The following is a 25893-nucleotide window of genomic DNA, read 5'->3' as shown; positions in this document are numbered from 1 at the left end:
CCATGGCCCCGGCCGGTTTCCACACCAAGGTTCCACGCAAAGTCGCAAGTCACGGCTCAACGCCAACGATCAACGCCAAAGTTTCACGTCAAGGAGGACGCCCCAGTGATAAATCCCCGCACGACGCGCACTGCCAGCGAAAGACTTACCGGCCGCTTACAACCGTCCGGCCGGGCGTTGCCCTCCGTCCGGGCCCTGGCCGCCGTCACCGCCCTGGCGTTGGCAGGAACGTTGCTGGCTGCCGGTCCTGCCGCGGCCGCCCCGGGCAGGCCGCCTGGCGTTGGACCGGCGTCCGTAGCCAACCCGGGCTTCGAAGACGGGACTGCGGGCTGGTCGGTTGCCGGGCCGGCCGGCGCGGCCACGGTGGAGTCCGGGGGAGCCGACTCGGCGCACCGACTCACCCACTATCTGGCCTCGGACAGCACGGTGACCACCTCGCAGACCGTCACGGGCCTGAAAAAGGGGTGGTGGACCTTCCGCGCCTCGATCAAGTCCGGCGGTCCGGTGGATTCCTCGCGCCTGGTCCTCTCCGGATGCGGCAGCGACGGTTCCGCCGTCCTGCCCTCCACGGAAACCGATGACCAGTGGCTGACCCTCGCCGTCAGCGCCAACGTGGCGGGCAAATGCACCATCTCCCTCACAACCGCGGGCACCGGGGCCTGGGCCAGCATGGACAACGTGACCTTCGCCGAAGGCAGGGTGGAGCGGACCTTCCGCGGCGCCGACCTCTCCGGAGTGCCCAAGAACGAGGACCACGGGGCCGTGTACGCTACGGCGGACGGTACCCGGGTAGACCCGGTAGAGGCTTTTGCCGATGCCGGCGCCAACCTTGTCCGCCTGAAGGTCTGGGTCAATCCGGCCGATGGTTACAACACCCGGCAGCAGGTGGTGGACATGGCCAAACGGGCACAGGCCCAGGGCATGAAAGTGCTGGTGGACTTCCACTACTCCGACCGCTGGACCGACCCCGGGGCGCAGGGCGTTCCCGCCGCCTGGAAGGGCATGTCCGCGGCAGTCATGGCCGACGCCGTGTACGCACACACCAAAGACGTCATGGCTGCCCTGAAGGCCGCCGGCATCACGCCGTACGCCGCGCAGGTGGGCAACGAAATCAACCCAGGCATGCTCTGGCCGCTGGGCCAGACCTGGGACGTTGACCCTGCGGACGGCGTGGACGGCGCCCAGTGGGACAACCTCGCCGCCTTCCTCAAAGCCGGTACCCGTGCCGTCAAGGAGATCAGCCCGGACACCAGAACGGTGCTCCACCTGACCAACATCAACAACGGCATAGGCGGACTGACCTGGTGGTTTGATGAAGCCACCAGGCGCGGCGTGCCCATGGACATCGTCGGCCTGTCCTACTACGGGTACTGGCACGGCACCCTGGCGGACCTGCAGAACGCCGTGACCACCCTGTCCCAGCGGTACGGCAAGGATGTGCTCGTGGTGGAAACTTCGTACCCGTTCACCCTTGAGGACAACCCCAACGCCCCGTGGGAGAACGTGATCGCCAACGGGTCCCAGCTCGTCAAGGGCTACCCGGCGACTCCGGCCGGCCAGGCCGCCAATTTCCGGGCGGTGCAGGACGTGGTGGCATCCGCTCCGGGCGGACGTGGCATCGGCGCCGTCTACTGGGAGCCCGCCTGGACATCGGTACCCGGCAACGGCTGGGATCCGGCCGACCCCTCATCGGGCAATGCCTGGGAAAACCAGGCTGTCTTCGACTTTGCCGGCCGCGCACTGCCGGCGCTCGATGCGTTCGCCGCGGACGACGCCGGCACCTGGCACCGGAAGTAGTCCGTCCGCCCCCTGGGGCGCGGCAGGAAGAAGGACGCCGACGGCGGGAGCCCACCTCCCGCCGTCGGCGTCCTTTTAAATCCTGCTTGTTCCTGTCCGTCCCTGTTTGTTCTGGCGTAACGCTAGTGCGCACCGCCCGCGGCCCACTTGGTGAGGGTGCCGCTGAGGTCCATGTAGGACTGGTCCACGTGCTGCAGCTCCGGGTTGGCGTCGTACCACTGGACGATTTCCCGGGCACCGTCGGCGAACGGGATGGTGGCGGTGTAGTCCGGCACCAGGGACTTGATCTTGGTGTTGTCGAACACCACTGAATGTGACCTGTCGCCCAGCAGGTTGGGCCCGAGCTCCGGGCTGTGGGCCGCGATGGTTTCCGAGGCCACATGCACCAGTTCCGGCTCAGCCACCCCGGCGGCCCGGGCGAACAGCCGGTAGATCTGGTTCCACGGCAGGTACTCGTCTGAGGTGATCGTGTAGCTTTCACCCACCGCCTGCGGCCTGCCGAGCAGGCCCACGAAGGCCTTGGCGAAGTCCCTGCTGTGGGTCAGCGTCCACAGCGAGGTCCCGTCGCCGTGGACCATGACAGGGAGGCCGGCGCGCATCCGGTGGATGTCCGTCCAGCCGCCCACCATGGCGATTTTGGTCCGGTCATAGGTGTGGGAGGGCCGCACCACGGTGAGCGGGAAATCCTCGTCCCGGTAGGCGCGGAACAGCAGCTCCTCGCAGGCGATCTTGTCCCGGGAGTACTGCCAGAACGGGTTCTTCAACGGCGTGGATTCCAGGATGGGCAACCGGGTGGGCGGCTTCTGGTACGCCGACGCGGAACTGATGAACACGTACTGCCCGGTCCGGCCGCGGAAGAGCTCAAGCCCGGCCTGCGCCTGGTCCGGCGTGTACGAGATGAAGTCCGCAACCGCGTCGAACTCCCTGCCACCCAGTACCTCGCGGACCGCCGCCGCGTCGCGGACATCCGCATTCAGGACCTCCGCGCCATCCGGAACCGGGCGGGTGGAACGGCCCCGGTTCAGGATGGTGAGCCGGTGGCCCAGCGCGACGGCGTGCTCAGCCGCCGCCGCGCTGATGACCCCGGTGCCGCCAATGAAGAGGATGCTCCTTGGCGCCACCGTTCCGGCGGCTGCCTGGGCAGGCACCCCGGCACCTGGAGGCGGGGTCACCACGCGTAGTCTTCCGGAGCGGTCTTGTGCCCCGGGAAGATATCATCCAGCCGCTTGAGCGCGTCCTCATCGAGGGTGACATCCAGTGCGCGGATGGCGGCGTCCAGTTGCTCCTGAGTCCTGGGCCCAACGATCGGTGCCGTAACGGCGGGCTGGTGCAGGAGCCAGGCCAGTGCGACGTCCCCGGGTTCGTGCCCCAGGTCGTCGGCGAGGTCCTCGTACTGGCGGATCTGGTCCTCGTGCTTCTTCAGGGTTTCCAAGGCACGCCCCTCGGTGCGGCGGACGCCGTCGCGCTCCTTCTTCAGCACGCCACCCAGGAGCCCGCCCTGCAGCGGCGACCAGGGGATAAGGCCCAGGCCGTACTGCTGCGCTGCGGGGATGACCTCAAGCTCCAGTTCGCGGCGGAACAGGTTGTAGATGGACTGCTCGCTGACCAGGCCGGTGTAGTTGCGGCGGTGGGCTGCCTCCTGGGCCTGGGCGATGTGCCAGCCGGCAAAGTTGCTGCTGCCCGAGTACAGGATCTTGCCCTGCTGGACTGCCACCTCGATGGCCTGCCAGATCTCGTCCCACGGGGTGTTCCTGTCGATGTGGTGGAACTGGTAGACGTCGATGTAGTCGGTCTGCAGCCGCTTGAGGCTGGCATCCAGTGCGCGGCGGATGTTCAGCGCGGAGAGCTTGGACTCGTTGGGCCGGTCCGTCATGGTGCCGTAGAGCTTGGTGGCCAGCACTGTGTGTTCCCGGCGCTCGCCGCCCTTGGCAAACCAGCGTCCGATGATTTCTTCGGTCCAGCCGCGGTGGCCGGCGCCACCATAGACGTTGGCGGTGTCGAAGAAGTTGATGCCGTTCTCCCGCGCGGAGTCCATGATGCTGTGCGCGTCGGCCTCCTCCGTCTGCGGCCCGAAGTTCATGGTGCCGAGGCAAAGGCGGGAGACCTGCAGGCCTGAGCGGCCAAGATGGGTGTACTGCATAGGAAGGTCCTTTCTACATCTGGGTGAAGGCGGCGACGGCGGGATCGGAGCCAATGCGGGCGCCGGACTCCAGTGCTGTGATGCTGGCCAGTTCGTCGTCGGAAAGCTTGAGGGAGGCAGCTGCGAAGTTTTCGCGCATGCGCTCAGGGTTCACGGTTTTGGGGATCACGATGTTGCCTGAGGCGAGGTGCCAGGCAAGCACCACCTGGGCCGTGGTGGCTCCATGGGCGTCTGCGATGGCCGTGACGGCGTTGCCGTTCAGGTCCCCGCCCTGGCCGAGCGGGCTGTAGGCCTCCACCTCGATGCCCAGGCTCCGGCACTTGGCCGCAAGGTCCGCCTGCTGGTAGCTGGGGTGCAGCTCGATCTGGTTCACGGCAGGGACGATTTCGGAAGATTCCAGGAGCGTGTCCAAGTGGTCGGAGAGGAAGTTGGAGACGCCGATGGCCCGGATCTGCTTGTTGTCGTAGAGTCGCTCCAGTTCCTTCCAGGCCTGGACGAAAAGTCCCTGTGACGGGACCGGCCAGTGGATGAGGTAGAGGTCCACGAAGTCCAGTCCCAGTGCCTTGCGGCTGTTCTGGAACGCTTCCTGGGCTTTACCCTGCTCGCCATTCCGGAGCTTGGTGGTGACGAAGATGTCTTCGCGCGGGATTCCCGTTGCAGCGATGGCGGCACCGACGCCTGCCTCGTTGCGGTATCCGGCGGCGGTATCGATATGCCGGTAACCCGCCTCGAACGCGTCCTCGACGATCCGCTGGGTGTCTTCCGGCGGGACCTGGAAAACGCCGAGGCCAAGCTGGGGAATGGTGACGCCGTTGTTCAGTGTCAGCTCTGACATGGTGCTCCTTGGATGATGCTGGTGCTGGGATCGGTGCCGTTAGCTCGACAGAGAGAGAAAGCGGTTTCCGCCGGCTCAGTATTGAGCCTATGCACTTTTGGCCGCCACGTCAGCAGGTAACCGTGATCCTGTTTTTCCTAGGACTGCCAGTCCTACCCTCGGTGCAGGAGGAGTGCGGGACGGACAGGCAGAATAGTCAGCATGGGTCAAAGTGCCGAGTTCGGAAAATTCCTCAAAGCCATGCGGTCGCGCCTGACACCCGAGGACGCTGGCGCCGGGCCCACTACGGGTGCCCGCCGCGTTCCGGGGCTGCGGCGCGAGGAAGTGGCCCGCCTGGCGGGAGTCAGCACGGACTACTACGTCCGGCTCGAACAGGGCCGCAACATCCATCCTTCCCGGACGGTCCTTGACGCAGTGTCGCGGGCTTTGCGGCTGGACGGCAGCGAGCATGCGCACATGATGGACCTGCTGGAGAACTGCGCCGCCAACCCGCGAACGCCGGGCCCGGCAGCCCAGGGAGTGCGGCCGGGGCTGCGGCAGCTGCTCGAGGCTGTGGGCGACGTGCCCGCGCTGCTGCTGGGGCGGCGCAACGACGTCCTCGCCGGCAACAGGATGGCGTTCCTGCTCTTCACCGACTTCCCCTCGCTGCCCGCCGCGGAGCGCAACCTCACCCGCTGGCTTATCCTCGATCCGGCGGCCAGGGAGCTCTTCCGCGACTGGAAGACGCTGGCGGCCGAAGCTGCCGGGGCGCTGCGGCTCGATGTGGGCCGCCACCCGAACGATCCGCAGGCCAACCAGCTGGTGGGGGAGCTGGCGGTTAACAGCGAACAGTTCCGGCAGTGGTGGGCCGGGCACCGGGTGGCCAGACGGTCTGCGGGCATCGTGCGCCTGCATCACCCCACCGTGGGGGACCTTGAACTGAACTTCGAAAGCCTTGCCCTCCCGGACGACCCCGACCAGATGCTGAGGGTGTATTCAGCGAAGCCGGGCTCGCCGTCGTCGGACGCATTGGCCCTGCTGGGCAGCCTGGGTGCGGGTGAGGCACCGTCCGGACAGGAGCGGGCGGCCGAGGTTCCACCATCGGGCCTCGCGGAGCACTAAAACCCTTGTGCGTTTGGCCACACAGGAAAGCATTGTTTGGCCAGAGATCCATTTTGGCGGCCCGTAGGGTTTCGTAGGCTTGGGGAACACACTTCTCCCCAAGGATGGTCTCAACGATGAAACGCATCGCGCTGCTGAAAGAACGCCAGGCCGCTCCCGCCGGCACCGCCTCGACGTCCACCGGCTCGCACTGCCCGGTGTCCGGACTGTGGAGCCCGGACCACGATCCCCATACGGTGCTGTCCTTCTTCGAAGGCCACGTTTTTCCAGCGTTCGACGGCGTTCCCACAGTATGGCGGCGACGCTCGCTGGGTGAGGCGTACTAGACCCACGCTGCAACGGCACGAGGGATGTGCCGCATGAAGAAGGCCGTGACCCCGGGGGTCACGGCCTTCTTCACTATTCGAGGATGCGTCTTACTGTTCTTCGAGGCGGAAACCGATCTTGATGGTCACCTGCCAGTCCGCCACCTTGCCGTCTTCGAGATGGCCCCGGACTTCCTTGACTTCGAACCAGTCAAGGTTGCGGAGGGTCTGGGATGCCTTGGCGATACCGTTCCGCACGGCGTCGTCTACGCCCTCCGTGGAGGTGCCGACAATTTCAGAAATGCTGTACGTGTGATTGGACAACTTCGCTCCTCGTGATCATCGTTGCTCCCGGTTGCGGGCCGTTCCTGAAGACTAGTAGGACTTCAAGAGCCTTGGCCAGACCCTGCTTCCCGGCCAACCCTTTCCCGGGCTGCCGGAGCAGGCTCGATTCGCAGGTGCGGCCCGGCGGTGCCGCTGACTGCAGGGGACAGCGCAGCATCAGGGTTGGCGGTGTTGTAGGCGTCCAGGACGTTGACCTGCCGGCCGTTGACCCAGGTGCCTGCCACGTCGATTCCCGTGCCACCGAAACTTCGGATGATCTGTGCTGCCGGGACGCCGTCCGCAAGTTCAAACGAGTTGTTCCGGGCGATGATGCTGGATTCCACGCCCGCACCCCAGGAGTACTGGTACTGCGCCGGATCCGTCACGCGGTACACGTTGTTGTACACGTGCGCCTGCCCGAACCTGACCCGGGGCGCCCGCTGTCCAAGGTCCACGAATTCGTTGTGGTGGAGGGTGACCCGCAACTTGCCGCGGTCCGCCGTGGCACCGTCTCCGTTGCCCCACAGCATGGACTTGTCGTGTCCCACCAGCCGGCTCCAGGAAATGGTGACCAGGTCTGACTGCCGCACGACGTCCAAGAGGCCGTCATGCCGCAGGAACAGTTCACCGAAATAGCGTGGCTGCGCGGCGTCGGCTGTTTCGCCGTCGTCCAGGGTCAGGTGGTCCAGCCACACATGGGAGGAGCCGGAGACCACCAGGTTGTCCCACTCGGTTTTCCAGGTGTCGCCGTTCCAGCCCGGGAAGCAGTCGTAGGCGTCGGAAAGATGGAGGTTGCGGACGATGACGTTATCCACATTGTCGATGTTCAACGTGAAGCCCGTGAGCTGGACGTCGCCGACGCCCACGATGGTGGTGTTGGCGCCGACATTGACCCGGACGCGCTCGCGCTGCTTCGCGCTGGAGGCCTTGCGGGCATCTTCGAGGGGTCCCGAGGCCGACCCGGTCCAGTGAGCCGGGTCGAAAGCCGCGAGGTAGGCCTCAAGTGAGTAGCCGCCGGTTGCGTAATCCCCGCACGTGATGGCGGTGCCATCCGGGGCGGTGTTTGCGTTGAAGCCCTGCTTCACGTACACGATCTTGGGCTCGTTTCCCGCCACCGCGGCGGCGAGTTCGTCCCTCGTTGAAACTTCGTGGACGTTGGCGGGCACGGCATTGGATCCTCCGGTGGTGCCGCCGTCAGCGGAGGCCCAGCCGTCGCCTGCGGCGAGGACTTGCCGCCCCAGGTCCGGGGTGTTTTGCGAACGCTCGGCGCCGAATGGTGCAGCTGACGGAAGTGGCCCGGCGAGGGCAACCGCGGTGGCCAGTACAACGGATCCAGCCAAGGACATCATCGGGGGTCCTCCTCGAAATAATGGTGGCCGGGCATCTCAACCACGTCCTGCCGGGGTCCAGCCGCCGAGGAAGGCTTCCACGGTCAACTTGGCCGCGTCACCGTCGGACAGTTGCGGGTGGAACTCGTTCACATACGCGCCGGGGCCGGTGTTCCGGTACTCGGCGAACCGTCCCTCCGTCCATGAGTGGCCGCTCATATCCGCCCAGCCCTGGACCGCGATGTGGCTGCCCAGGACCGAATCCCGGATGACCGCCATGGGCAGCGCGTCAGGGTCGCTGCTGGCAAACCAGGGGCGGCCCAGGCTGACGGTGCCGGGTGCGGCATCCGAGGTGAGCGTGCTGTTGACGATCAGGAAGCCGTAAGGGTTGGAGTTCTTGGTGCTCGGGGCCACAATGTAGCCGTTGTTCGTGTCGCTTCCCCGGTCCAGGGAATGGATGGTGCAGCCGTCAAAGACAGCGGTGCCGCGGCCGTAGAGGAAGTCCACGTCGCCTTCGATGTAGCAGTTCTTCAGGTAGGTCCTGGCGGTGGCGTCCCGGCCTGACGTGTCGGCGAGGTAGGTGTCCTGGTTGCCGAGGAAGCGGGTGCCGTCAAACACCACCTTGTCTGCGACGCTGCGCACGGCCAGCGCCTGGCTTGGCCCGTTGGCGGCCTCGTCGTAGTTGTTTTCGACCGTCAGGTTCCGGACGGTGGTGCCCGGGGCAGATACCGTCAGCGTGGCGCTGCCCACGGCTCCCCAGGTTCCGCCGAAGAACTTGGCACCGTTCGCGGGCAGGTCGTAGGTGATGACGACGTCGGCCGGGTTGGCCGAAGCGCCCTGGATGGTGAGGTTGGGGCGGTCCGCCCAGACGTTCACCATTTCGCGGTAGGTGCCGGGCTTGACGGTAATGGTCCGTGGCTGGGTGCTGCCCGCAGGGATAGAGCCGATTGCGGCCTGCAGGCTGCCGAAGTCGCCCGTCCCGTCCAGTGCCACGGTGATGTTTGCGGCCTTGTTCGGTGCATTGTTTTCGCGGGGACCGGCGCCGGCACTGACAATGCCCGGGACCGCCGCGGCGTTGTCCTTGGTATAGGAGTAGTAAGCGGCGGGGTCGAAGGCGGCCCCCACGTTGTCCTTGCGCCCGCGGGTGGAGTCGAAGACGTTATCCCGGTTTACCAGCTGGGTGGCGGGGTCTTTGGCCACAATCGGGTCCTGGACGGCAGTGAAGTAGTTTCCTTCCAGCACCACTTTGGCGTTGTTGCGGCCCATCATGCCGTACTGGCCCACGTCCTGGAGGTAGTTGTTGTAGACGTGCGCGGCAGCGGTGTTGTCCAGGCTGAAGTTCCGCTGGGTGGTGTTTCGGATCCAGTTGTGGTGGATGGTCATCTTCGTGACAGCGTTGTCGGTCCACCCCACACCCAGGGCCTTGTTGTTGTCCGCGAAAACGTTCCATGAATAGGTCAGGTAGTCCGAGTCCTTGCGGGTATCAATCAGGCCGTCGCCCATCCGCTCGAACTTCATGTGGTCCACCCAGACGTGGTGGCTGGTATCGAGCTGGATGCCGTCACGGTCGTTGTCCGGCCGCTTGCCGTCCCAGTCACCCGGAATGTACGAATCCCGGACCGTGAAGTTCCGGAAGATCACGTTGGACACGTTGATCAGCTTGAAGCCGGCGTTGACCACCTCGGCGCCCGCCCCAGTGCCGATGAAGCTCTTGTTGGGCGCCACCGGAATCTTGACGTACTGATCAGCCGTGAGGGAGCCGTTGATGAAAATCACCAGAGGCTCCGCAGCCGAGGCATACTCCTGGAGCTGGGCGATGGTGGAGGCCGTGACAATCCGCCCCGCCTGCCCGCCGGTGGTGCCCGCCAGCCCGTTTCCGGGCAGTGCAGCGAAACCGTCGGGCGTCTGTTTCCACAGCGGCCCGTTGCTTTCGGACAGTGAAGAAGGGGCAACGACGGCGGGTGCCAGGACTGAAGGTGCCTGGACTGAGGGTGCCTGGACCGGCGAGGCCGCGGCAGCGGTACCCTGCAGCGGCGGTGCGGCCGTCGCCGGGGCGCTGGCCAGGGTGGACAGAAGGACGACGGCGGTAGCCGCACCTAAGAACCGACGCAAACTCATGCAAAACTCCTTTGTTCCGGCACCCGGGCAGCCTCCAGCCCGGGCACCGTGCATTGTGTGTTGGTGAGTGGGTGATGCGTGGAGAGACGTGAGCTACTTCAGGCCTGTGGTGGCAATGCCGTTGATCAGGTACTTCTGGCCGGCAATGAAGAAGCCGATGATGGGTGCGATGGACACCACCGACATGGCGAACATGGGTCCCCACATGCTCTGGCCCTCAGAGTCCATGAAGGCCCGGAGCGCCAGCGGGACGGTATAGAGGTCCTGGTTCTGGATGTAGAGCAGGGGGCCGAAGAACTCGTTCCACGTTGAAATGAAGGTGAAGATGGCGGTGGTGGCCATGGCGGGAACGCAGAGCGGCAGGATGACCCGGAGGAACGTGCGGAACGGTCCGCAGCCATCGATCTGCGCGGCGTCGTCCAGTTCCTTGGGCAGGGCCTTCATGAACTGCACCATAAGGAAAATGAAGAACGCGTTGGTGGCCATGAAGTTGGGGACGATCAGCGGCAGGTAGGTGTCCAGCCAGCCGAGCTGGGAGAAGATGATGTACTGCGGCACCAGGAGCACGTGCCCCGGGAGCATCAGCGTGCCCAGCATCAGGGCGAAGAACAGCTTGCGGCCCGTGAACTCCATGCGGGCAAAGGCGTAGGCGGCCAGGGCACAGGAGAAGATGTTGCCGATGATGGAGAAGACCACCACGATCATCGAGTTGATCAGGTAGACGTGGAAGGGCTGGTTGAGCGCGGTCCAGCCTTCGGCGTAGTTGCTGAAATCCCAGTTGTCCGGCCAGAGCCCCAACTGCCGGAAGATGTCATTGCTGGGCTTGAAGGAGCTGGAGATCAGCCACAGCAGTGGGTACATCATCACCAGCCCCACCAGGCAGAGGATCAGGTGCCGGGAAAACCGGGTGCCCCGGGTTCCGGTGAGGGCGTCTTCCGGATCCGCCTGCTTGGGCTGCTTGGCCGGCTTCCCGGGTTTGGTGGCTGATGTGGGAGGTGATTCGAGGAGTGCCATGGGGTTGCCTTAATTGTCGTAGAAGACCCAGAACTTGGATGCGATGAAGTTAATGGCGGTGAAGATCGCAATGATCATCAGCAGCAGCCAGGCCATCGCCGAGGCGTACCCCATCTCGAATTCGGTGAAGCCCTTTTGGTACAGGTAGAGGTTGTAGAACAGCGTTGAATCGGCCGGGCCGCCGGTGCCGCCGCTCATGACGTAGCCCTGGGTAAAGGTCTGGAAGGAGCCGATGAGCTGCATGATGAGGTTGAAGAAGATGATGGGGCTGATCAACGGGATGGTGATGCTGCGGAATTGCCGCCACCGGGACGCACCGTCAATGGAAGCAGCCTCGTAATACATGGTGGGAACCTGCCGCAGGCCGGCCAGGAAGATCACCATGGGTGAGCCGAACGTCCAGACGTTGAGGACGATCAGTGTGCTCAACGAAAAGTCCGGATCCGTGACCCACGCCGGGCCGGCGATGCCGAACAGTCCCAGGAAGCTGTTGACGATTCCGTCGTTGCCGAAGATGTAGCGCCACAGCATCACGATGGCCACGCTGCCGCCCAGCAAGGAGGGCAGGTAGTACACGGACCGGTAGATTGCCAGGCCCTGGAGCCCCCGGTTGAGTACCAAGGCGATCAGCAATGCGACGGCCAGCGAAATGGGCACTGAAACGAACGTGTAGATGAACGTGACCTTCAGCGACTGCCACAGCCGGGGGTCCTCGGTCATCGCCTGGAAGTTCGCCAGTCCCACGAAGTTGGGTTCGGTGAACAGGTTGTAGTCCGTAAACGCCAGGTACAGGGAGGCGAAGAACGGAATGATGGTGAATAGCATGCCCAGGAACCATGGCAGCAGGAACAGGTATCCCGATCGCTGGTTCCTCCGCCGCGCGGTGCCCCGCGTCCGGCGGCCCGGAGGTCCTGCCGCAAGCGAGGCCGCCGCGCCGGGGGCCTGCTTGGTCAGTACTGACATGCGTCAGTTCCTCTCTGCACTCGAAAAGCCTTACTTGTTGATGGCTGCATTGCTCTTCTCAAGGAACGTCTTGGCGGCGTCAGCCGGGGTGATCCTGCCGAACTCCACCTCGGTGGCCAGCTGCTTGAGCGTGTCAGCCACCACGCTGGCGCCCTTGGGGTAGACGTAGGCCGGCGGAAGGTCGTCTTCCTGGATGGCGGCCATCATGTTGACGAAGGTGGTGTCGTCAGTGCTGAGCTTGGATGTGATGGATTCCGCCACATCGGGGTTGATCGGCACACCGCGTTGGGTCAGCGTTTCGGCTGCGCCGTCGGCGTCGTTGGTCAGGAAGTCAAGGAGCTTGGCGGCTTCCTTGGGGTGCTTGGACTTCGCGGCGATGGACCAGAGCATGGTGGGGTCGGCTGAGTAGCCGCGACGCTTCTCAGTGGTTTCACCTGGCATGCGCAGTAGTACCACGTCGCCTTGGACAGCCTCGTTATAGCCTCGGAAGTTGTTGATGGGAATGATCTGGGAAGCTACCGTGCCCTTGGCCAGGTAGGACTGTGCCGGAGAGCCGCCGATCTGCTCGAAGAATCCCGCGGGCGGGTACCCTCCTGCGTTGCGCAGGTCAACGCTGTACTGGAACCACTCGCGGATGGTGTCCTCGCTGACGCCGAGCTTGTTGTCCTCGGTGTAGAAGTCCTCGCCGCGCTGCCGGGCAAGCAGGATGGGGCCGGTTTCTGTCGATACGTCGTAACCTGCGCCGTAGACCTTTCCGCCGGTCTTCTGCGTCACCTCGGTGGCGAACTTCGCGTAGTCCTCCCAGCTCCAGGTCTTGTCGTCAGGGATGGTGACGCCGGCCTGGTCCGTGATGGTCTTGTTCACCACCATGCCGATGGTGGTGACACCGGTGGCCAGCCCGTACAGCTTGCCGTCCACTTCGCCGCGGCTCAGGACCGTTTCCGGGATCTTCTCCAGGTTGAGTTCCGGAAGCCCCTTGAGGTCCGCAAGGGTGCCTCGCTGCGCGTATTCGAGGAGGCTGCGGTTGGCCATGGCCAGGACGTCCGGGGGATTGCCGCCGGCGAACCGTGTGGCCAGCTTGTCCGCGTAGGGGCCGCTGTCCTGGTACTCACTCTTGACGGTGATGCCGGGATTCTTCTCTTCAAAGACCTTGATGGCCGCGTCAGTCATCTTGGCCCGGTTGGAATCGCCCCAGTAGACGAAGTTGAGTTCAACGTTGCCGCCTGCTGCCGGGGAGCCACCTCCAGCGCAGCCGCTCAGGCCGAGGCCCGCTGCCGTGACTGCCGCTCCCAGGAAGATCCTGCGGGAGAACCCGGTGGTTGCTGTCCTCTTCATTGAATGACGCCTCTCTGTGGCTGCCCCCGGTAGGAGCGTTAGCCTGATGTATTTTCCAGAAACTTTCTGATGCCTCTGCAAACGACCTTCGCTGCCCGTGAGCTAGGAACAGGCCCCGAGCAGGGATACGAAAGAAGTGAGTAAACGATTTCTAGCAAGCAGCAGTTGTGACTGTCAACACCTTTTTCAAAACCGATGCTTATCTGGAAGCAGAAAGTTTCTGGAACTATTGCCGATTCTTTTCTGCTTGCCTATGCTGTTCTCCATCGCCATGGATGCCATGCATTGCCCATCGGAAGGAGGCGCCGTTGCCCATCCCCATCCTTGAGTCCGCCCGGCTCATTGCCCTGGTTCCCGGCTTAGGCATTGCGCCGTCCGGTGCACCGAGGCCTTACTTCCACCCGGTGCGCTCCCTGTCCGGAACCGTGCTGACGGACGTCGCCCCAGCTGACCACGTCCACCACCTGGGATTGTCCGTGGCCTTTTCGGACCTGAACGGCACCAACTTCTGGGGTGGGTCCACCTACACGCATGACCGCGGACCAATGGTCCTGCCCAACCACGGCACCCAGGCCCTGGACGGATGGACCGAAGAGGAGGGCCGTTCCACCGGCACCGTGTTGTGGACGTCCAGGCACGGAACCCTCCTGGCAGAGGAACGCCGCACGGTGGAGGTTTCCGCGCACCCCGACCCCGGCACCTGGAGCCTGTCCCTGACATCGGTGATGGTCCCGGCAGGCGGCGTCCCCGCCCTGGAAGTGTCGTCGTCGGCCGTCAAGGGCCGCAGCGGCGCCGGGTACGGCGGCATCTTCTGGCGCTTCCCTGCGGACTGCTCCGGAACCCGCGTCTTCTCCGCGGGCGGTGCTGGTGTGGATGCTGCGCACGGATCCCGCTCACCCTGGCTTGCCATCAGCACCGTCACGGGCGGCGCCCCCGTCACGGTGGTGCTGTCCCAGGACGCACCAGCCCGCCCCTGGTTCATCCGCTCAGAGGGTTACCTGGGAGTGGGTCCCGCCGTCGCCTGGTCCGAAAAGGCGGTGGCCGACGCCGCCCATCCGTTGGTCCAGTCACTGCACGCCGTCATCCACGACGCCGCGGTGGCATCACCGGACCAGGCCCTCCACCTGCTTGAACACCATCCCGCCGTACGCACGCCCAGCCATCCCGACAGGACATCATGACCTCGCGCAACTCCGTCCCCGTGTACGCCAATCCCATCCTCAATGCCGACTGGCCGGACCCCGATGCCGTCCAGGTCCGCGGCACCTATTACATGGTGGCGTCCAGCTTCAACCGCGTTCCCGGGTTGCCCATCCTCAAATCCCGGAACCTCGTGGACTGGGAGCATGCCGGCCACGCCCTGCTGCAGCTTCCGCAGGGCAGCCACTTCTCGCTGGTCCGCCACGGTGGCGGCGTCTGGGCGCCTGCGCTGCGGTACCACGACGGACGGTTCTGGATTTTCTACCCGGATCCGGACCACGGCATCTTCGTGCTGAGCGCTGAGAAGGCTGAGGGCCCGTGGACCGCACCGCACCTCCTGTACGCGGGGCGGGGGCTCATCGACCCCTGCCCGCTGTGGGATGACGACGGCCAGGCCTACCTGGTGCATGGATGGGCGAAAAGCCGGATCGGGGTCAAGAACCGGCTCACCGTGCACCGCATGAGCCCGGACGCCGGAAAGTTGCTGGACCACGGCACCACGGTCATCGACGGCGAGGACCTCCCCGGCTACACCACGCTGGAAGGCCCCAAATTCTACAAACGGGACGGCTGGTACTGGATCTTTGCCCCGGCCGGCGGCGTGGCCACTGGCTGGCAGTCCGTTTTCCGTTCCAGGTCCCCGTTCGGGCCCTATGAGGAGCGCCGCGTCCTCGAGCAGGGGAACAGCCCGGTGAACGGACCGCACCAGGGCGCCTGGGTGACATCGCCGCGGGGAGAGGACTGGTTCCTGCACTTCCAGGACCGCGGGCCCTACGGGCGGGTGGTCCACCTCCAGCCCATGGGCTGGGATGAGGACGGCTGGCCCTGGATGGGGGAGCAGGCGTCCGACGGCGGACCGGGAACCCCCGTGGCCAGCCACCCCTACCCGCGGGGTACTTCGCCCCAGGATGTGGCGCCGCCGGCCAGCGACGACTTCGCCTCACCGTGGCTGGGCCCGCAGTGGCACTGGCAAGCCAACCCCCGGCACTCCTGGTCTTTCCAGCCCGGCGGCGGCCGGCTGATCCTCCGGCCGCAGGCCAACGATCCCGTCAATCTCCGGGAGTTGCCCAACGTCCTGGCGCAGATCCTTCCCGGGACGCCGTCCACCTTCACCACCTCGCTGGAACTGAAGGATGTCCCGGTGGGGACACGGGCCGGCGTGGTGGTGCTGGGGCAGGAATACGCCTGGCTCGGCATTGTCCGGACCGCCGACGGATTCGTCCTGGGAAGCGGGACCGGGGGAGAGGGCCCTTCGGAGCAGGCGCCCGGGCGCAGTATTTCCCTCCCGGCTGCCCGCGTGGAACTGCAGATCCGCACAGACGGCACGCCCCGTTCCACCTTCGCCTGGCGCCTCGGCCCCGGGGAACCGTGGGAGGTCCAGGGCTGGAACTTTGGCGTCGTCCAGGGGAAATGGATCGGCGCTGAACTGGGGATTTTTGCCACGTCGCCGCTGGGATCACAGGAGGGCGGCAGTGTTATCGTGGGACCCGTGCGCGTGGATACGGCGCCCGTTCGCCGGGCTACTGCCGCGCAGCTCGCCGCCGCAACCACATGACCCCAAGGACTGCCCCGTTGACCGCCACCCCGCGTCCCAAGATCGCAGACGTTGCGGCCGCCGCAGGGGTATCCGTCCCCACCGTTTCCAAAGTCCTCAACGGCCGCACCCACGTCTCGGACGCCACCCGCGCCAAAGTGCAGCAGGCCCTGGACGAGCTGGACTACTCCAAGCGGAACGCCGCCGCGGCCCAGCCCGGGATGCTGCAGCTGGTGGTCAACAATTTCGATTCGCCCTGGGTCCTGGCCACCATGGAAGGTGTGGAGGCCGCAGCGGACCGGCTGGGGTATGCCGTGGCGTATGTCCGGGCAGAACATGTGACTGCAGACCGCTGGCGGAAACTGCGTGAACCCTCGGCCAACCGCCTGGACGGGGTCATGCTGCTGGCGCCGCGGAGCGGCTCGCGCCTGGTCACCCTGGTGCGCTCGCTGAAGATCCCGGCCGTAGCCATCGACCCCGAGGGGACCGAAGGCCTGGATATCCCCAGCGTCAGCCCGGCATCGTTCTCCGGGGCGCTCGCCGCCGTCGGCCATCTCCTCTCCCAGGGGCACCGCCGGATCGGAATCATCACCGGACGCAAGCACAGCCCGGGGCACGGCCGGGCGAGGTACGCGGCGTACGCGGCCGCCCTGCACGAGGCCGGCCTGCCGGTCCTGCCGGAGCTTGTCCGGGACGGCGACTTCAGCATCGAGTCCGGCATGCGCCTGGGTGCCGACCTCCTGGACCTGCCCGGGCGGCCCACCGCCATCTTCACCGGCAGTGACCTGCAGGCCCTGGGTGTGATGAATGCGGCGGCGCAGCGTTCACTGCAGGTGCCCGGGGACCTCAGCATCGTGGGGTTTGATGACATCGCCCAGGCTGCGCTGACCTCGCCGCCGCTTACCACCGTCCGGCAGCCGCTGGCCCAGCTGGCCACCATGGCCGTGGGCATGCTCATCGAGCAGCAGGACGGCCAGGGCGTGGTGCCCGCAGCTTTGGAAGTGGCCACCGAACTGGTGGTCCGTGGAACTACGGCTCCGCCGGCAAGCTAGTTCCCGCCGCTACTTGGCGGGGAGCACCAGGTTCTTCAGGTCGTCCAGCGTCTGCTGCATGTGGGCGTCCATGGCCAGCCGGGAGCGGGTGGCATCGCCTGACTGCAGGGCCTCCGCGATGTTCTGGTGGTGGCCAATGGCGTGCTCCTGGATGGCCGGAACGGCGGACGTTTCGGCGCGCCGCTTTTCCAGGACACGGTGCAGCGGCTCGAACAGCACGGAAACGAACACGTTGCCGGAAGCGCGCAGGATCACGTCGTGGAAGGCGAGGTCGGCTTCGACGAAGGACGTGACGTCGTTGATGGCGTGTGCGGCCTTCATCGCCGCAATGTAGGCGAACAGGGATTCGGTATCCGCCTCGGAGATCCGGCCCGCAGCCAGCTCGCAAGCTCCGGTCTCCAGCATGCGGCGGAGCTCGATGAGCTGTACGGAAGCCTCGGCTTCGTTCTTGCCCTCCGATGCCGCGCGGAGCACTGCCTCAAGCGAAGTCCACCGGTTCAGCGGGTTCACAAAGGTGCCGCGGCCGCGCTCAACGCTGAGGATCTGCAGCGCCTGCAGCGTCTTCATGGCTTCGCGGACCGTCATCCGGCTGACTTCGTGCCGGGCACTGAGTTCGTGCTCGCCGGGGACTGTTGACCCGGGCGGAAATTCGCCGTCGATGATGCGGTCCAGCAGTTCGTCGGCCACAACGCCAACCAACGACTTCCTTGCCATGGTTCCCCCGATCCCTGCCCTGGGCGTCTACCCGGCGGATATGTCTGACAAGTCTACTTGCGCGTCTTTTATGTCGTGTGCCACACTAGCATTCAAATGCAAGATGTCAGACATCTTACAGATACATTTACATCTTGATCCGGCCCCCGGATCGCAACACAACGGAGTGCACTGTGACGCTTGAAGCAGACGTCCTGGCCGCCTATCCCGCGGACTTCCCCATCCCCGCAGCACTGGTGGCCAGCACCCTGGCCGCTTCCAACGCGGAGACTCCCCGCGTCCTGGTAGTGCTCGACGACGACCCCACCGGAACGCAGTCCGTGGCAGACCTGCCCGTGCTCACCCAATGGGACGTCGAGGACTTCACCTGGGCCTTCAGCCAGTCCAAGCCCGCGGTCTACGTCCTGACCAACACGCGCAGCCTGGACCCGGCCGAAGCCGCCGCCCGTAACGAAGAAGTGGTCCGCAACGCCCTGGCCGCTGCCGGTTCCAGCGCTGATTCCAACGCTGATTCCAGCCTGCGGCTCGCGTTCGTCAGCCGCAGCGACTCCACCCTCCGCGGCCACTACCCGCTGGAGCCCGATGTCATCGCCGCCACGGTCAGCGAGGTGAGCGGTGAAGCCACCGACGGCGTCGTGCTGGTTCCCGCATTCCCCGACGCCGGCCGCGTCACCATCGGCGGCGTCCACTACATGCGCGGCACGGCTGAGGCCGCCGGCACCCTGCTCCCGGTCTCCGAGACCGAATTCGCCAAGGACGCCAGCTTCGGCTTCGCTACCTCCGTCATGGCGGAGTACGTGGAGGAAAAGTCCAAGGGCCGGTTCGCCGTCGACTCCGTGATCGTCCTGGACCTAAACATCATCCGCGCCGGCTCCGCCGCCCAGGACCCCGCCATCTCCGCCAAGGCCATCGCCGATGCCATCGAGGGAGCTACCAACTCCACCCCGATCGTGGCTGATATCGTCACCGAGAACGATTTCCGCGCACTGGCCCTCGGCCTGGAAGAAGCCGAGCGCCGTGGCAAGAAACTCCTCTACCGCGTGGGCCCGCCGTTCGTCCGCGGCCGCATCGGCCAGGAAGTCCGCACGGCCCTGACCGCAGAGGAAGCCTACGAAGGCAACACGCCCTCCACCGCCGGCGGCCTGATCGTAGTGGGCTCGCACGTGGGCGTCACCACCCGCCAGTTGAACGTCCTCACGGCCGAGCACAGCTCCGCAAGCATCATCGAGATCAACGTCGAGAAGCTCCTCGCCGACCCGACGGAAGCCGCAACCCACCTGGACCAGACTGTGGACACCGTGGTCGAGGCCCTCCGCGGCGGCGACGTCATCGTGCACACCAGCCGCCTGCTGATCAAGACCGACGACGCCGCCGAAAGCCTGCGGATCGCACGCACCGTGTCCGCCGCCGTCGTAGCCGTGGTCAACCGCACCCTGAAGACCTTCCCGCCGCGGTTCGTCATCGCCAAGGGCGGCATCACCTCCTCGGACGTCGCAGCCCACGGCCTGGAAATCCGCCACGGCATTGTCCGCGGCCCCATGCTGCCGGGCATTGTCTCCCTCTGGGAACCGGTGGACGGGCCCGCCAAGGGCATCCCGTACATCGTCTTCGCCGGCAACGTGGGCGACGACGACTCCCTGGCCCAGGTCACCCGCAAGCTCAGCAACACGTTCTAGTCCCCACCGGCTCCCCACCCTCGCAAGCTCGGGCCGGGGCCCTCGCCGGCGTGGGCCCACCCACCGGTGGTTGAGCTTGTCGAAACCGGATTTCGACAGGCTCAATCCCGGGCTTTTCACAGAATTAAACGGAGAACACCATGACCAGCAACTACACCGTCACCGTCCTGGGCCTTGGCGCCATGGGCCTGCCCATGGCCACCCGCCTCGCCTCGCAGGTGACCGTGCACGGCTTCGATATCGCCGAACCCCGCCTGAAGCTCGCTGAAGAAGCCGGCATCGCCACCTTCGGCACCGCCCGCGAGGCAGCCAAGGGTGCCGACGCGGTGCTCCTCGCCGTCCGCAACGGCGAACAGCTCAACGACGTCCTCTTCGGCGGGAACGGCGTGGCCTCCGTCCTGGAGCCTGGCGCCGTCGTGATCCTCGGCAGCACCGTGGGTACCGAAGCCATCCCCGCCACCGTCGAGAAGCTGGCTGCCTACGGCGTCGAACTCGTTGACGCGCCGCTCTCCGGCGGACCCAAGCGTGCCGGCGAAGGCGACCTGCTGATCGTCGTCGGTGCTTCCCCCGAAGCCCGCGAAAAGGCAGCCCCCGCCCTGGAGCTCCTGGCCTCCACCCTCACCGTGGTGGGCGACAAGCCCGGCGACGGCCAGGCCCTGAAGACCGTCAACCAGCTCCTCTGCGGCGTCCACATCGCCGCCGCTGCCGAAGCCCTGGCCCTGGCGGACGCCCTCGGCCTGGACCAGGCCAAGACCCTCGCCGCCCTCGAAGCCGGCGCGGCAGGTTCCTTCATGCTCTCCAACCGCGGTCCGCGCATCCTGGAGGCCTACAACGAAGAGGGCGCCGAGGTCCTCTCCCGCCTGGACATCTTCGTCAAGGACATGGGCATCGTGGGCAAGGCCACCCGCGCCGCCGGCCTGGCGGCCCCGGTTGCCGCCGCAGCGGAACAGCTCTACCTGCTGGGCCAGGCCCAGGGCCTCGCCGCCGCCGATGACTCCGCGGTCATCAAGGTGGTAGCCCCCGCCAAGCGCACCAACTAAGCACCAACCGGCAGCACCCTCCCCAATACGTACGACGGCGGCGGTCCCCCCTCCGCCGCCGTCGTACTTCCCGCGTTACTCCCCTTAGAAACAACCGGCGCCTTATTGCCCGTCTTCTGGAAGACTGGCACGTCAAAGGAGACACCCATCGTGAACCACCTCATTAGCCCGCTGATGGTGCGGGCGGCCGACGCTCCGGCCATCAAACCCGCAGTTGAGCTCGGCACCCCGCTGCTGCTGACCATCGCCGCGCTCGGCATCGCCGTGCTGCTGGTGATGATCATCCGCTTCAAGATCCAGGCCTTCGTGGCCCTGCTGACCGTCAGCATCCTGGTGGCCGTGGCCTCCCAGATCCCGCTCAAGGACGTGTTCACCGTTGTGGCCAACGGTGTGGGCAGCACCATGGGCAAGGTGGCGCTGCTGATCGCCCTCGGCGCCGTGCTGGGCCGGATGATCGAGGTCTCCGGCGGCGTGCAGTCGCTGGCCGCCCACTTCACCGAGAAGCTCGGTGCCAAGCGCGTGGCAGTGGCCCTCACCGCGGTCGGCTTCCTCGTGGCCATCCCCGTGTTCTTCGAGGTGGGCGTCATCGTCCTGGTGCCGATCGTCTACGCCTTCGCCAAGATCGCCAAGGTCCACCCGGTCAAGTTTGGCCTGCCCATGGCCGGCATCATGCTCTCCATCCACGTTGCCGTCCCGCCGCACCCCGGCATCGTTGCCGGTGCAGGCGTCTTCGGCGCCGACATCGGACTGATCACCCTGATCTCGCTGGCCATCTGTGTTCCGCTCGGCTTCCTGTCCTACTGGGTTGCCAGCATCATGAACCGCAAGGAATACGAACTCCTGCCCTCGGTCAAGGCCCAGGTTGAGGAGTTCGGCTCCGACTCGCTGGTCAAGGTGGGCCACGACGGCCCCGGTGCCTCCGCCATCGCCCCGCCGCGTCCCGGCCTCATCATCTTCCTCATCGCCGCCCCCATCGTGCAGATCCTGCTCGGCACCCTGGGCACGCTCACCATCCCCAAGGACAACTCCTGGTACGGCCTGGCCGCCTTCATCGGCAACCCGTTCTTCGCGCTCCTGGTGGCCGTGGCGCTCTCCTTCTTCCTGCTGGCCGTGCGCCGCAACTGGTCGTTGAAGGAAACCGGTGAAATCTTCGAAGGCGCGCTGCCTCCCATCGCGTCCATCCTGATGGTGGTTGCCGCCGGCGGCGTGTTCGGTGAAGTCCTGCGGACCTCCGGCATCGGTGCAGCACTTTCCCAGACCCTGGACCACCTGGGCCTGCCCGTCATTGCCCTCGGCTTCGTGATCTCGCTGGCCCTGCGTGCCGCCCAGGGTTCGGCCACCGTTGCGATCGTGACCACCACCGGCCTGCTGACCTCCGCAGTCATGGAGGGCGGTTACAGCCCGGCCCAGATCGCCGTAATCGTCATTGCCATCGGCTTCGGCGCACTGGGACTTTCCCACGTCACTGATGCCGGCTTCTGGACCGTGGTGCGCTACTACGGCCTCACCGTCTCCGACGGCCTGAAGACCTGGACCGTGCTCACCACCGTCCTGGGGCTGGCCGGCTTCGCCCTGACCTTCGTGGCCTGGATCCTGGTAGGAGGCCTGGGCGTCTGATGCGCACCCGACTCGACCACCTGGTCACCTCCGCGCTGCAGCAGGGCTCAGCCGTTCCCGCTTTCACCTGCTATGACTTCACCACTGCCCTGGCCGTGGTGGGCGCGGCCGAGGAGTCCGGCCGCGGCGTCATCCTGCTGGTAGCCCCCAAGACGGCTGCCACCCCCAACGGGCTCCGCCTGATCGCGGCCCTCCGGGGCCTGGCGGACGCGGCCTCCGTGCCGGTCGCCGTGCAGCTTGACCACGCCACGGACCTTGCAGTGATGGCCGACGCCGTCGCAGCGGGGGCGGATTCGGTCCTCGCCGATGGTTCGTCCTTGCCTTACGAGGAGAACATCGCCCTGGTGGTGGCCGCCCGGGAACTCCTGGCGGCTAACGGGCATCCCGATGTGGTGCTCGAGGCCGAGCTCGGCGGCCTGGCCGGCGATGAGGACCGCGCCTTCTCGGCCGATCAGCCCGCAGACCAGTCCGTCGTTGCCGTGGCAGGGCTGACCGACTCCGCACAGGTTGAAGACTTCGTGGCCCGTACCGGCGCCCAGCTCCTTGCGGTTGCCGTGGGCAACGTCCATGGCAAGTACAAGGGCGAGCCGCAGTTGCGCTGGGACGTGCTGCAGGACATCGCCGTGCGGACCCACATCCCGCTGGTGCTGCACGGCGCCTCAGGCATCCCGGCGGAGGAACTGGTTAAGGCGGCCGCCATGAACGTAGGCAAGGTCAACTTCAACACCGAGCTGCGCACCGGGGTGCTGGCCACGCTGCAGGAGCAGCTCCCGGCGCACCGCGCCGACGGTGAAAACCTGCAGGCGCTCCTGGGCCACTGGAACCGGTCGGCCGGAGAGTTCGCCGGCGCCACGCTGGCCACGCTGACCCGCTAAGCGCAAGACGCGGGGAAACCCCGGGGAGGGAGGCTAGGATCGAGCAATGATCCTGGCCTCCCTCCTTTTCGCGTTCCTTGCTGCCGCGCTGCATGTCTTCATCTTCACGATGGAGTCTTTGACCTGGACCAAGCCGGCAACGTGGAAGCGTTTCAGCATCGAGTCCCAGGAAAACGCGGAGATCACCAAGCCACTCGCCTACAACCAGGGCTTCTACAACCTGTTCCTGGCCATCGGAGCGCTCGTTGGCCTGGGCCTGGTGGCTTTCGGGCCAGACGGCTCGGCGCAGGACGTAGCCGGCTGGACCCTCATCTTCGCCAGTTGTGGCTCCATGTTGCTGGCGGCGCTGGTCCTGGCCCTGTCCGGGCGCAAGTACCTCCGCGCGGCCGCAACCCAGGGCGCCACGCCGTTGCTCGCCGTCGTACTCGGCCTCCTGGCTGTCTCACTCTGACCGGGACGCTGACCTGCCCGGCACTCTATCTCCGGCCGCAGCCGCCCAATCCTTCTCCACCCCAGGGGGCAGGCGCACAATAGTGCTGTGAACAGCGCCGGGACGCTCCGGGGTGCGCCGTGGCTACGGCCGGCAACCTGAGCGGAAGCCTCCGGACGGGAACGGCAGGCCGTGACCCGGTGATCGACCTTGTCCGGTTCGCCTGCCTGGCCCTGGTGGTGGTGGGACATTGCATGATGCTGAGCCCGGTGCTGCACCAGGACGGGACTGTGACCACCCAGAACACCCTGGCGGAGCAGCGCTGGTTCGAGCCTGTCATCTGGATCTTCATGGTCATGCCGCTGTTCTTCGTCACCGGAGGGATGACCGGACTGGAGTCCTGGCGGCGGCTTTCGGGGAGCGGCGGTACGGCTGCCCTGTTCATCCGGGCACGCCTGCTGCGGCTGGTCAGGCCCGCCACGGCCCTGCTCGCCGTGATGTTCCTGGGGCTCGGCGCCGCCCAGCTGCTCGGCGTGCACCCCCAGGTCGTCGGGCTGATGGCGGCCGGTGCCGGGATGCCGCTGTGGTTCCTGGCCGCGTACCTCGCAGCACAGCTGAACATCCCCCTGCTCGCGGCCCTCCATACCCGTGCTCCCTGGCGGACCTTCCTCCTGCTCACGGCGATGGTAGTGGCCGTCGATTGCCTGCGCGGCAGCCTGCCTCTCCTGGCCAACATCAATCTGCTGTTCCTCTGGTGTGCCGTCCAGCAGCTGGGCTTCCTCATCGCCGACGGCAAACTGGCCGGGCTCCCACGGTCAGGGCTGGCAGCGGTGGCCCTGGCAGCGAACGTCCTCCTGGGCGCAGTGACGGGCCTGGCGCTTTACCCCGGGAACATGCTGGTCAACCTCAACCCGCCCAACCTGACCCTCCTCCTGCTCGGCGTATCCCAGGCCGCCCTGATGGAGGCCGCGCGGCCGGTCCTGGAAGGGGTGGCTTCGTGGCCGTGGCTGGGCAGGGTGCTGAAGGTCGCCGGTGCCCGGTCCCTCACGGTGTATCTCTGGCACCTGCCCCTCCTGGCGGCAATGTCCGGGCTGCTGCTCCTTGCGCCTTTTCCGAAACCGGAATCAGGAACGCCCGAATGGTGGTGGGCGCGCGCCGTGGTCCTGCCGGCGCTGCTGCTCCTGCTCCTGCCCGTCATCGGCGCCTTCGGGCGCCTCGAAGATACCCCGACGGCGACTCCGGGCTCCGGCGCCAGGCCCGCCGCGGTGGGGGCCGCCGTCGTGGTGGTCTTCCTGCCTGTGGCGGACGCTGCCCTGGGCGGACTCACGCTCGCCCTGCTGGGGACAGGAGCTGCCTTCTTTGCCCTCACCCAACTGATCCTTGGTGCGGTGCCCTGGCGGAGCCCTGTCCCTCGACGCAGGACGGCCGCCCCTGGCGCGCACTGGCGTGCCGGGCGCAGGAGGGGGCGGAAGGGCATTGCCAGCGGGGTGAAGTAGTGCCACTGTCGAACCATGACCGAGAACACGTTGTCCACCGAGGATAGGTTCGCCCCCGATGTCACGCTGCGGCGCAACGACGCCGAGCACCGGTATGAACTGCTGGTGGGCGGCCGGCTCGCCGTGCAGTCCTTCTTCCGTGACCTGCCGGGCCACATCGACTTCACCCACACCGAGACGGGCCAGGAGTTTGAAGGCCGTGGCTTGGGTAAGGTGCTGGCGCACTTCGCCCTGGACGACGTTGTGGCCACCGGCAAGCGGGTCATCCCGCACTGCCCCTTTATCTCCAGCTACCTCCGCAAGCACGAAGGGTACGAGCAGTTCGTCGACTGGCCCGAGGGGTAGCGCGGCCGTTATGTAACGGCGCCGCGGCGGCCCCGCCAGCGGGTGACGGCCTGGATTCGCCGCAGCCCTGCAGTTGACGGGAGCGGCCCGCTTCCTGTGACTGCTGGCGTCAGCTGGCCAGGGCCTGGTCGCTGACCGTGGCACTGAAGGCGGGATCGTCCAGGGTAAAACCGCACGCGCAGCGGTAGGTCACAGCGGTGCCCGGCTCGCTCCCGGGGCCGGCAGGCAGCACTCCGGTTCCGTCAACGTAGACGGGCTCCCGGACTGGCAGGTCCTGCGGGTCGATCCGCTGCATGGGCATGCGGCAGTGCATGCGCGAATTCAGGGTGACCAGGAGCCCCAGGTCCAGGGGCTCGGCTGTGTGGCCGGCTGACTCTGTGCGCTCCCCGGACGCTGGCAGCCGGTGTTCCATTGCGGTGGTCATGCGATATTCATCCTTGGGCTTCTTCACGAGGCTGGCCTTCCAGCCCCGCCGCGAACTGCTTGCGGAGGTCATTTATCCCCACAAGCAAAGCATGCTTACTAAAGATGTGACAAGCCAGACATTCCCGGCTGCAGCCACTCCTGCCCCAGTTGAGCGGCGGAAATTGTGCACCATGTGCCCGCGCGGGCGCCAGTCAATGACCTTCCGGATAGCTGGAAAACCCCGGGATT

General features: G+C 66.2%; 24 protein-coding genes. 13 read left to right on the top strand and 11 right to left on the bottom strand.

Annotation, left to right across the window (positions count from 1 at the left end; translation table 11 throughout):
- Window positions 1–105: 105 nt before the first annotated feature.
- A complete protein-coding gene (locus tag UC32_RS15535; RefSeq protein WP_235423685.1) occupies window positions 106–1797 on the top strand; it encodes a glycoside hydrolase family 53 protein in 1692 nt (563 codons plus the stop codon).
- A gap of 122 nt (window positions 1798–1919) precedes the next feature.
- Here the strand turns inward: UC32_RS15535 and UC32_RS15530 are convergent, their stop codons facing one another.
- The 3 genes from UC32_RS15530 to UC32_RS15520 are packed head-to-tail and all read right to left on the bottom strand — an operon-like array spanning window position 1920 to window position 4772.
- Window positions 1920–2969, bottom strand: coding sequence for an SDR family oxidoreductase (locus UC32_RS15530; RefSeq protein WP_412178027.1), 1050 nt, complete (start codon window positions 2967–2969; stop codon window positions 1920–1922).
- The gene (locus tag UC32_RS15525) at window positions 2966–3937 is read right to left on the bottom strand and encodes an aldo/keto reductase (RefSeq protein ID WP_045732097.1); all 972 of its coding nucleotides are present in this window, start codon (window positions 3935–3937) and stop codon (window positions 2966–2968) included. Before UC32_RS15525 ends, UC32_RS15530 begins: the two co-directional genes overlap by 4 nt.
- Window positions 3938–3950: 13 nt before the next feature.
- Window positions 3951–4772 (bottom strand): aldo/keto reductase, encoded by an 822-nt coding sequence (locus UC32_RS15520; protein WP_045732096.1) that lies wholly within the window; start codon window positions 4770–4772, stop codon window positions 3951–3953.
- A 201-nt stretch (window positions 4773–4973) separates the two neighbouring features.
- Here UC32_RS15520 and UC32_RS15515 point away from each other — a divergent pair, with 201 nt between their 5' ends.
- A complete protein-coding gene (locus tag UC32_RS15515; protein ID WP_045732095.1) occupies window positions 4974–5873 on the top strand; it encodes a helix-turn-helix transcriptional regulator in 900 nt (299 codons plus the stop codon).
- Window positions 5874–5989: 116 nt separating this feature from the next.
- Window positions 5990–6199, top strand: coding sequence for a hypothetical protein (locus UC32_RS15510; RefSeq protein ID WP_045732094.1), 210 nt, complete (start codon window positions 5990–5992; stop codon window positions 6197–6199).
- Window positions 6200–6289: 90 nt separating this feature from the next.
- Here the strand turns inward: UC32_RS15510 and UC32_RS15505 are convergent, their stop codons facing one another.
- The 6 genes from UC32_RS15505 to UC32_RS15480 form a co-directional block, all read right to left on the bottom strand.
- The gene (locus tag UC32_RS15505; protein ID WP_015935720.1) at window positions 6290–6502 is read right to left on the bottom strand and encodes a dodecin; all 213 of its coding nucleotides are present in this window, start codon (window positions 6500–6502) and stop codon (window positions 6290–6292) included.
- A 62-nt stretch (window positions 6503–6564) separates the two neighbouring features.
- Entirely contained in the window at window positions 6565–7851 is a 1287-nt protein-coding gene (locus tag UC32_RS15500) for a pectate lyase family protein (RefSeq protein ID WP_052690602.1), read from the bottom strand.
- Window positions 7852–7887: 36 nt separating this feature from the next.
- Complete coding sequence (locus UC32_RS15495; protein WP_045732093.1) at window positions 7888–9948, bottom strand: pectinesterase family protein; 2061 nt, start codon at window positions 9946–9948, stop codon at window positions 7888–7890.
- Between the two features lie 93 nt (window positions 9949–10041).
- Entirely contained in the window at window positions 10042–10962 is a 921-nt protein-coding gene (locus tag UC32_RS15490) for a carbohydrate ABC transporter permease (RefSeq protein WP_045732092.1), read from the bottom strand.
- A 9-nt stretch (window positions 10963–10971) separates the two neighbouring features.
- Entirely contained in the window at window positions 10972–11925 is a 954-nt protein-coding gene (locus tag UC32_RS15485; protein ID WP_045732091.1) for a carbohydrate ABC transporter permease, read from the bottom strand.
- 30 nt (window positions 11926–11955) lie between these two features.
- On the bottom strand, window positions 11956–13260 hold the full coding sequence (locus UC32_RS15480) for an ABC transporter substrate-binding protein (protein WP_045732090.1): 1305 nt from the start codon (window positions 13258–13260) through the stop codon (window positions 11956–11958).
- Window positions 13261–13568: 308 nt separating this feature from the next.
- On the opposite strand from UC32_RS15480, the gene UC32_RS15475 reads away from it, so the two are divergent.
- Genes UC32_RS15475 through UC32_RS15465 form a run of 3 tightly spaced genes read left to right on the top strand, consistent with a single transcriptional unit; the run spans window position 13569 to window position 17046 of the window.
- Window positions 13569–14441, top strand: coding sequence for a DUF6807 domain-containing protein (locus UC32_RS15475; protein ID WP_052690601.1), 873 nt, complete (start codon window positions 13569–13571; stop codon window positions 14439–14441).
- Window positions 14438–16015, top strand: coding sequence for a glycoside hydrolase family 43 protein (locus UC32_RS15470; RefSeq protein WP_045732089.1), 1578 nt, complete (start codon window positions 14438–14440; stop codon window positions 16013–16015). The genes UC32_RS15475 and UC32_RS15470 overlap by 4 nt, the downstream gene beginning before the upstream one ends.
- Window positions 16016–16032: 17 nt before the next feature.
- Window positions 16033–17046, top strand: coding sequence for a LacI family DNA-binding transcriptional regulator (locus UC32_RS15465; RefSeq protein WP_235423684.1), 1014 nt, complete (start codon window positions 16033–16035; stop codon window positions 17044–17046).
- Between the two features lie 9 nt (window positions 17047–17055).
- On the opposite strand, the gene UC32_RS15460 is transcribed toward UC32_RS15465, so the two are convergent.
- Complete coding sequence (locus UC32_RS15460) at window positions 17056–17760, bottom strand: FadR/GntR family transcriptional regulator (protein WP_045732087.1); 705 nt, start codon at window positions 17758–17760, stop codon at window positions 17056–17058.
- 173 nt (window positions 17761–17933) lie between these two features.
- Between UC32_RS15460 and UC32_RS15455 the strand changes: the two genes are divergently transcribed.
- From UC32_RS15455 to UC32_RS15425, 7 genes are all read left to right on the top strand, one after another.
- Entirely contained in the window at window positions 17934–19436 is a 1503-nt protein-coding gene (locus UC32_RS15455) for a four-carbon acid sugar kinase family protein (RefSeq protein ID WP_045732086.1), read from the top strand.
- Window positions 19437–19576: 140 nt separating this feature from the next.
- Window positions 19577–20476, top strand: a complete 900-nt coding sequence (locus tag UC32_RS15450) for an NAD(P)-dependent oxidoreductase (RefSeq protein WP_045732085.1) — start codon at window positions 19577–19579, stop codon at window positions 20474–20476.
- Window positions 20477–20626: 150 nt separating this feature from the next.
- Complete coding sequence (locus UC32_RS15445) at window positions 20627–22093, top strand: GntP family transporter (protein WP_045732084.1); 1467 nt, start codon at window positions 20627–20629, stop codon at window positions 22091–22093.
- A complete protein-coding gene (locus UC32_RS15440; protein ID WP_045732083.1) occupies window positions 22093–22968 on the top strand; it encodes a class II fructose-bisphosphate aldolase in 876 nt (291 codons plus the stop codon). Before UC32_RS15445 ends, UC32_RS15440 begins: the two co-directional genes overlap by 1 nt.
- 46 nt (window positions 22969–23014) lie before the next feature.
- Window positions 23015–23419: a DUF1304 domain-containing protein gene (locus UC32_RS15435; RefSeq protein WP_045732082.1), complete on the top strand. Its 405-nt coding sequence runs from the start codon at window positions 23015–23017 to the stop codon at window positions 23417–23419.
- Window positions 23420–23538: 119 nt separating this feature from the next.
- On the top strand, window positions 23539–24894 hold the full coding sequence (locus UC32_RS15430; RefSeq protein ID WP_082072161.1) for an acyltransferase family protein: 1356 nt from the start codon (window positions 23539–23541) through the stop codon (window positions 24892–24894).
- Window positions 24895–24909: 15 nt separating this feature from the next.
- Window positions 24910–25239 (top strand): GNAT family N-acetyltransferase, encoded by a 330-nt coding sequence (locus UC32_RS15425; RefSeq protein WP_045732081.1) that lies wholly within the window; start codon window positions 24910–24912, stop codon window positions 25237–25239.
- 109 nt (window positions 25240–25348) lie between these two features.
- Here the strand turns inward: UC32_RS15425 and UC32_RS15420 are convergent, their stop codons facing one another.
- Entirely contained in the window at window positions 25349–25663 is a 315-nt protein-coding gene (locus UC32_RS15420; protein ID WP_045732143.1) for a hypothetical protein, read from the bottom strand.
- Window positions 25664–25893 lie beyond the last annotated feature (230 nt).

The organism is Pseudarthrobacter chlorophenolicus (assembly GCF_000962805.1).
GTDB classification, from domain to species: Bacteria; Actinomycetota; Actinomycetes; order Actinomycetales; family Micrococcaceae; genus Arthrobacter; species Arthrobacter chlorophenolicus_A.
Note: the sequence above shows the minus strand (reverse complement) of the source record. Positions and strands in the feature narration are given on the sequence as shown.

Coding starts and splice junctions, on each gene's coding strand:
- UC32_RS15525 (WP_045732097.1), bottom strand. CDS start 3,937: ATGCAGTACACCCATCTTGGCCGCTCAGGCCTGCAGGTCTCCCGCCTT.
- UC32_RS15520 (WP_045732096.1), bottom strand. CDS start 4,772: ATGTCAGAGCTGACACTGAACAACGGCGTCACCATTCCCCAGCTTGGC.
- UC32_RS15515 (WP_045732095.1), top strand. CDS start 4,974: ATGGGTCAAAGTGCCGAGTTCGGAAAATTCCTCAAAGCCATGCGGTCG.
- UC32_RS15510 (WP_045732094.1), top strand. CDS start 5,990: ATGAAACGCATCGCGCTGCTGAAAGAACGCCAGGCCGCTCCCGCCGGC.
- UC32_RS15500 (WP_052690602.1), bottom strand. CDS start 7,851: ATGATGTCCTTGGCTGGATCCGTTGTACTGGCCACCGCGGTTGCCCTC.
- UC32_RS15495 (WP_045732093.1), bottom strand. CDS start 9,948: ATGAGTTTGCGTCGGTTCTTAGGTGCGGCTACCGCCGTCGTCCTTCTG.
- UC32_RS15490 (WP_045732092.1), bottom strand. CDS start 10,962: ATGGCACTCCTCGAATCACCTCCCACATCAGCCACCAAACCCGGGAAG.
- UC32_RS15485 (WP_045732091.1), bottom strand. CDS start 11,925: ATGTCAGTACTGACCAAGCAGGCCCCCGGCGCGGCGGCCTCGCTTGCG.
- UC32_RS15480 (WP_045732090.1), bottom strand. CDS start 13,260: ATGAAGAGGACAGCAACCACCGGGTTCTCCCGCAGGATCTTCCTGGGA.
- UC32_RS15470 (WP_045732089.1), top strand. CDS start 14,438: ATGACCTCGCGCAACTCCGTCCCCGTGTACGCCAATCCCATCCTCAAT.
- UC32_RS15460 (WP_045732087.1), bottom strand. CDS start 17,760: ATGGCAAGGAAGTCGTTGGTTGGCGTTGTGGCCGACGAACTGCTGGAC.
- UC32_RS15450 (WP_045732085.1), top strand. CDS start 19,577: ATGACCAGCAACTACACCGTCACCGTCCTGGGCCTTGGCGCCATGGGC.
- UC32_RS15440 (WP_045732083.1), top strand. CDS start 22,093: ATGCGCACCCGACTCGACCACCTGGTCACCTCCGCGCTGCAGCAGGGC.
- UC32_RS15435 (WP_045732082.1), top strand. CDS start 23,015: ATGATCCTGGCCTCCCTCCTTTTCGCGTTCCTTGCTGCCGCGCTGCAT.
- UC32_RS15425 (WP_045732081.1), top strand. CDS start 24,910: ATGACCGAGAACACGTTGTCCACCGAGGATAGGTTCGCCCCCGATGTC.
- UC32_RS15420 (WP_045732143.1), bottom strand. CDS start 25,663: ATGACCACCGCAATGGAACACCGGCTGCCAGCGTCCGGGGAGCGCACA.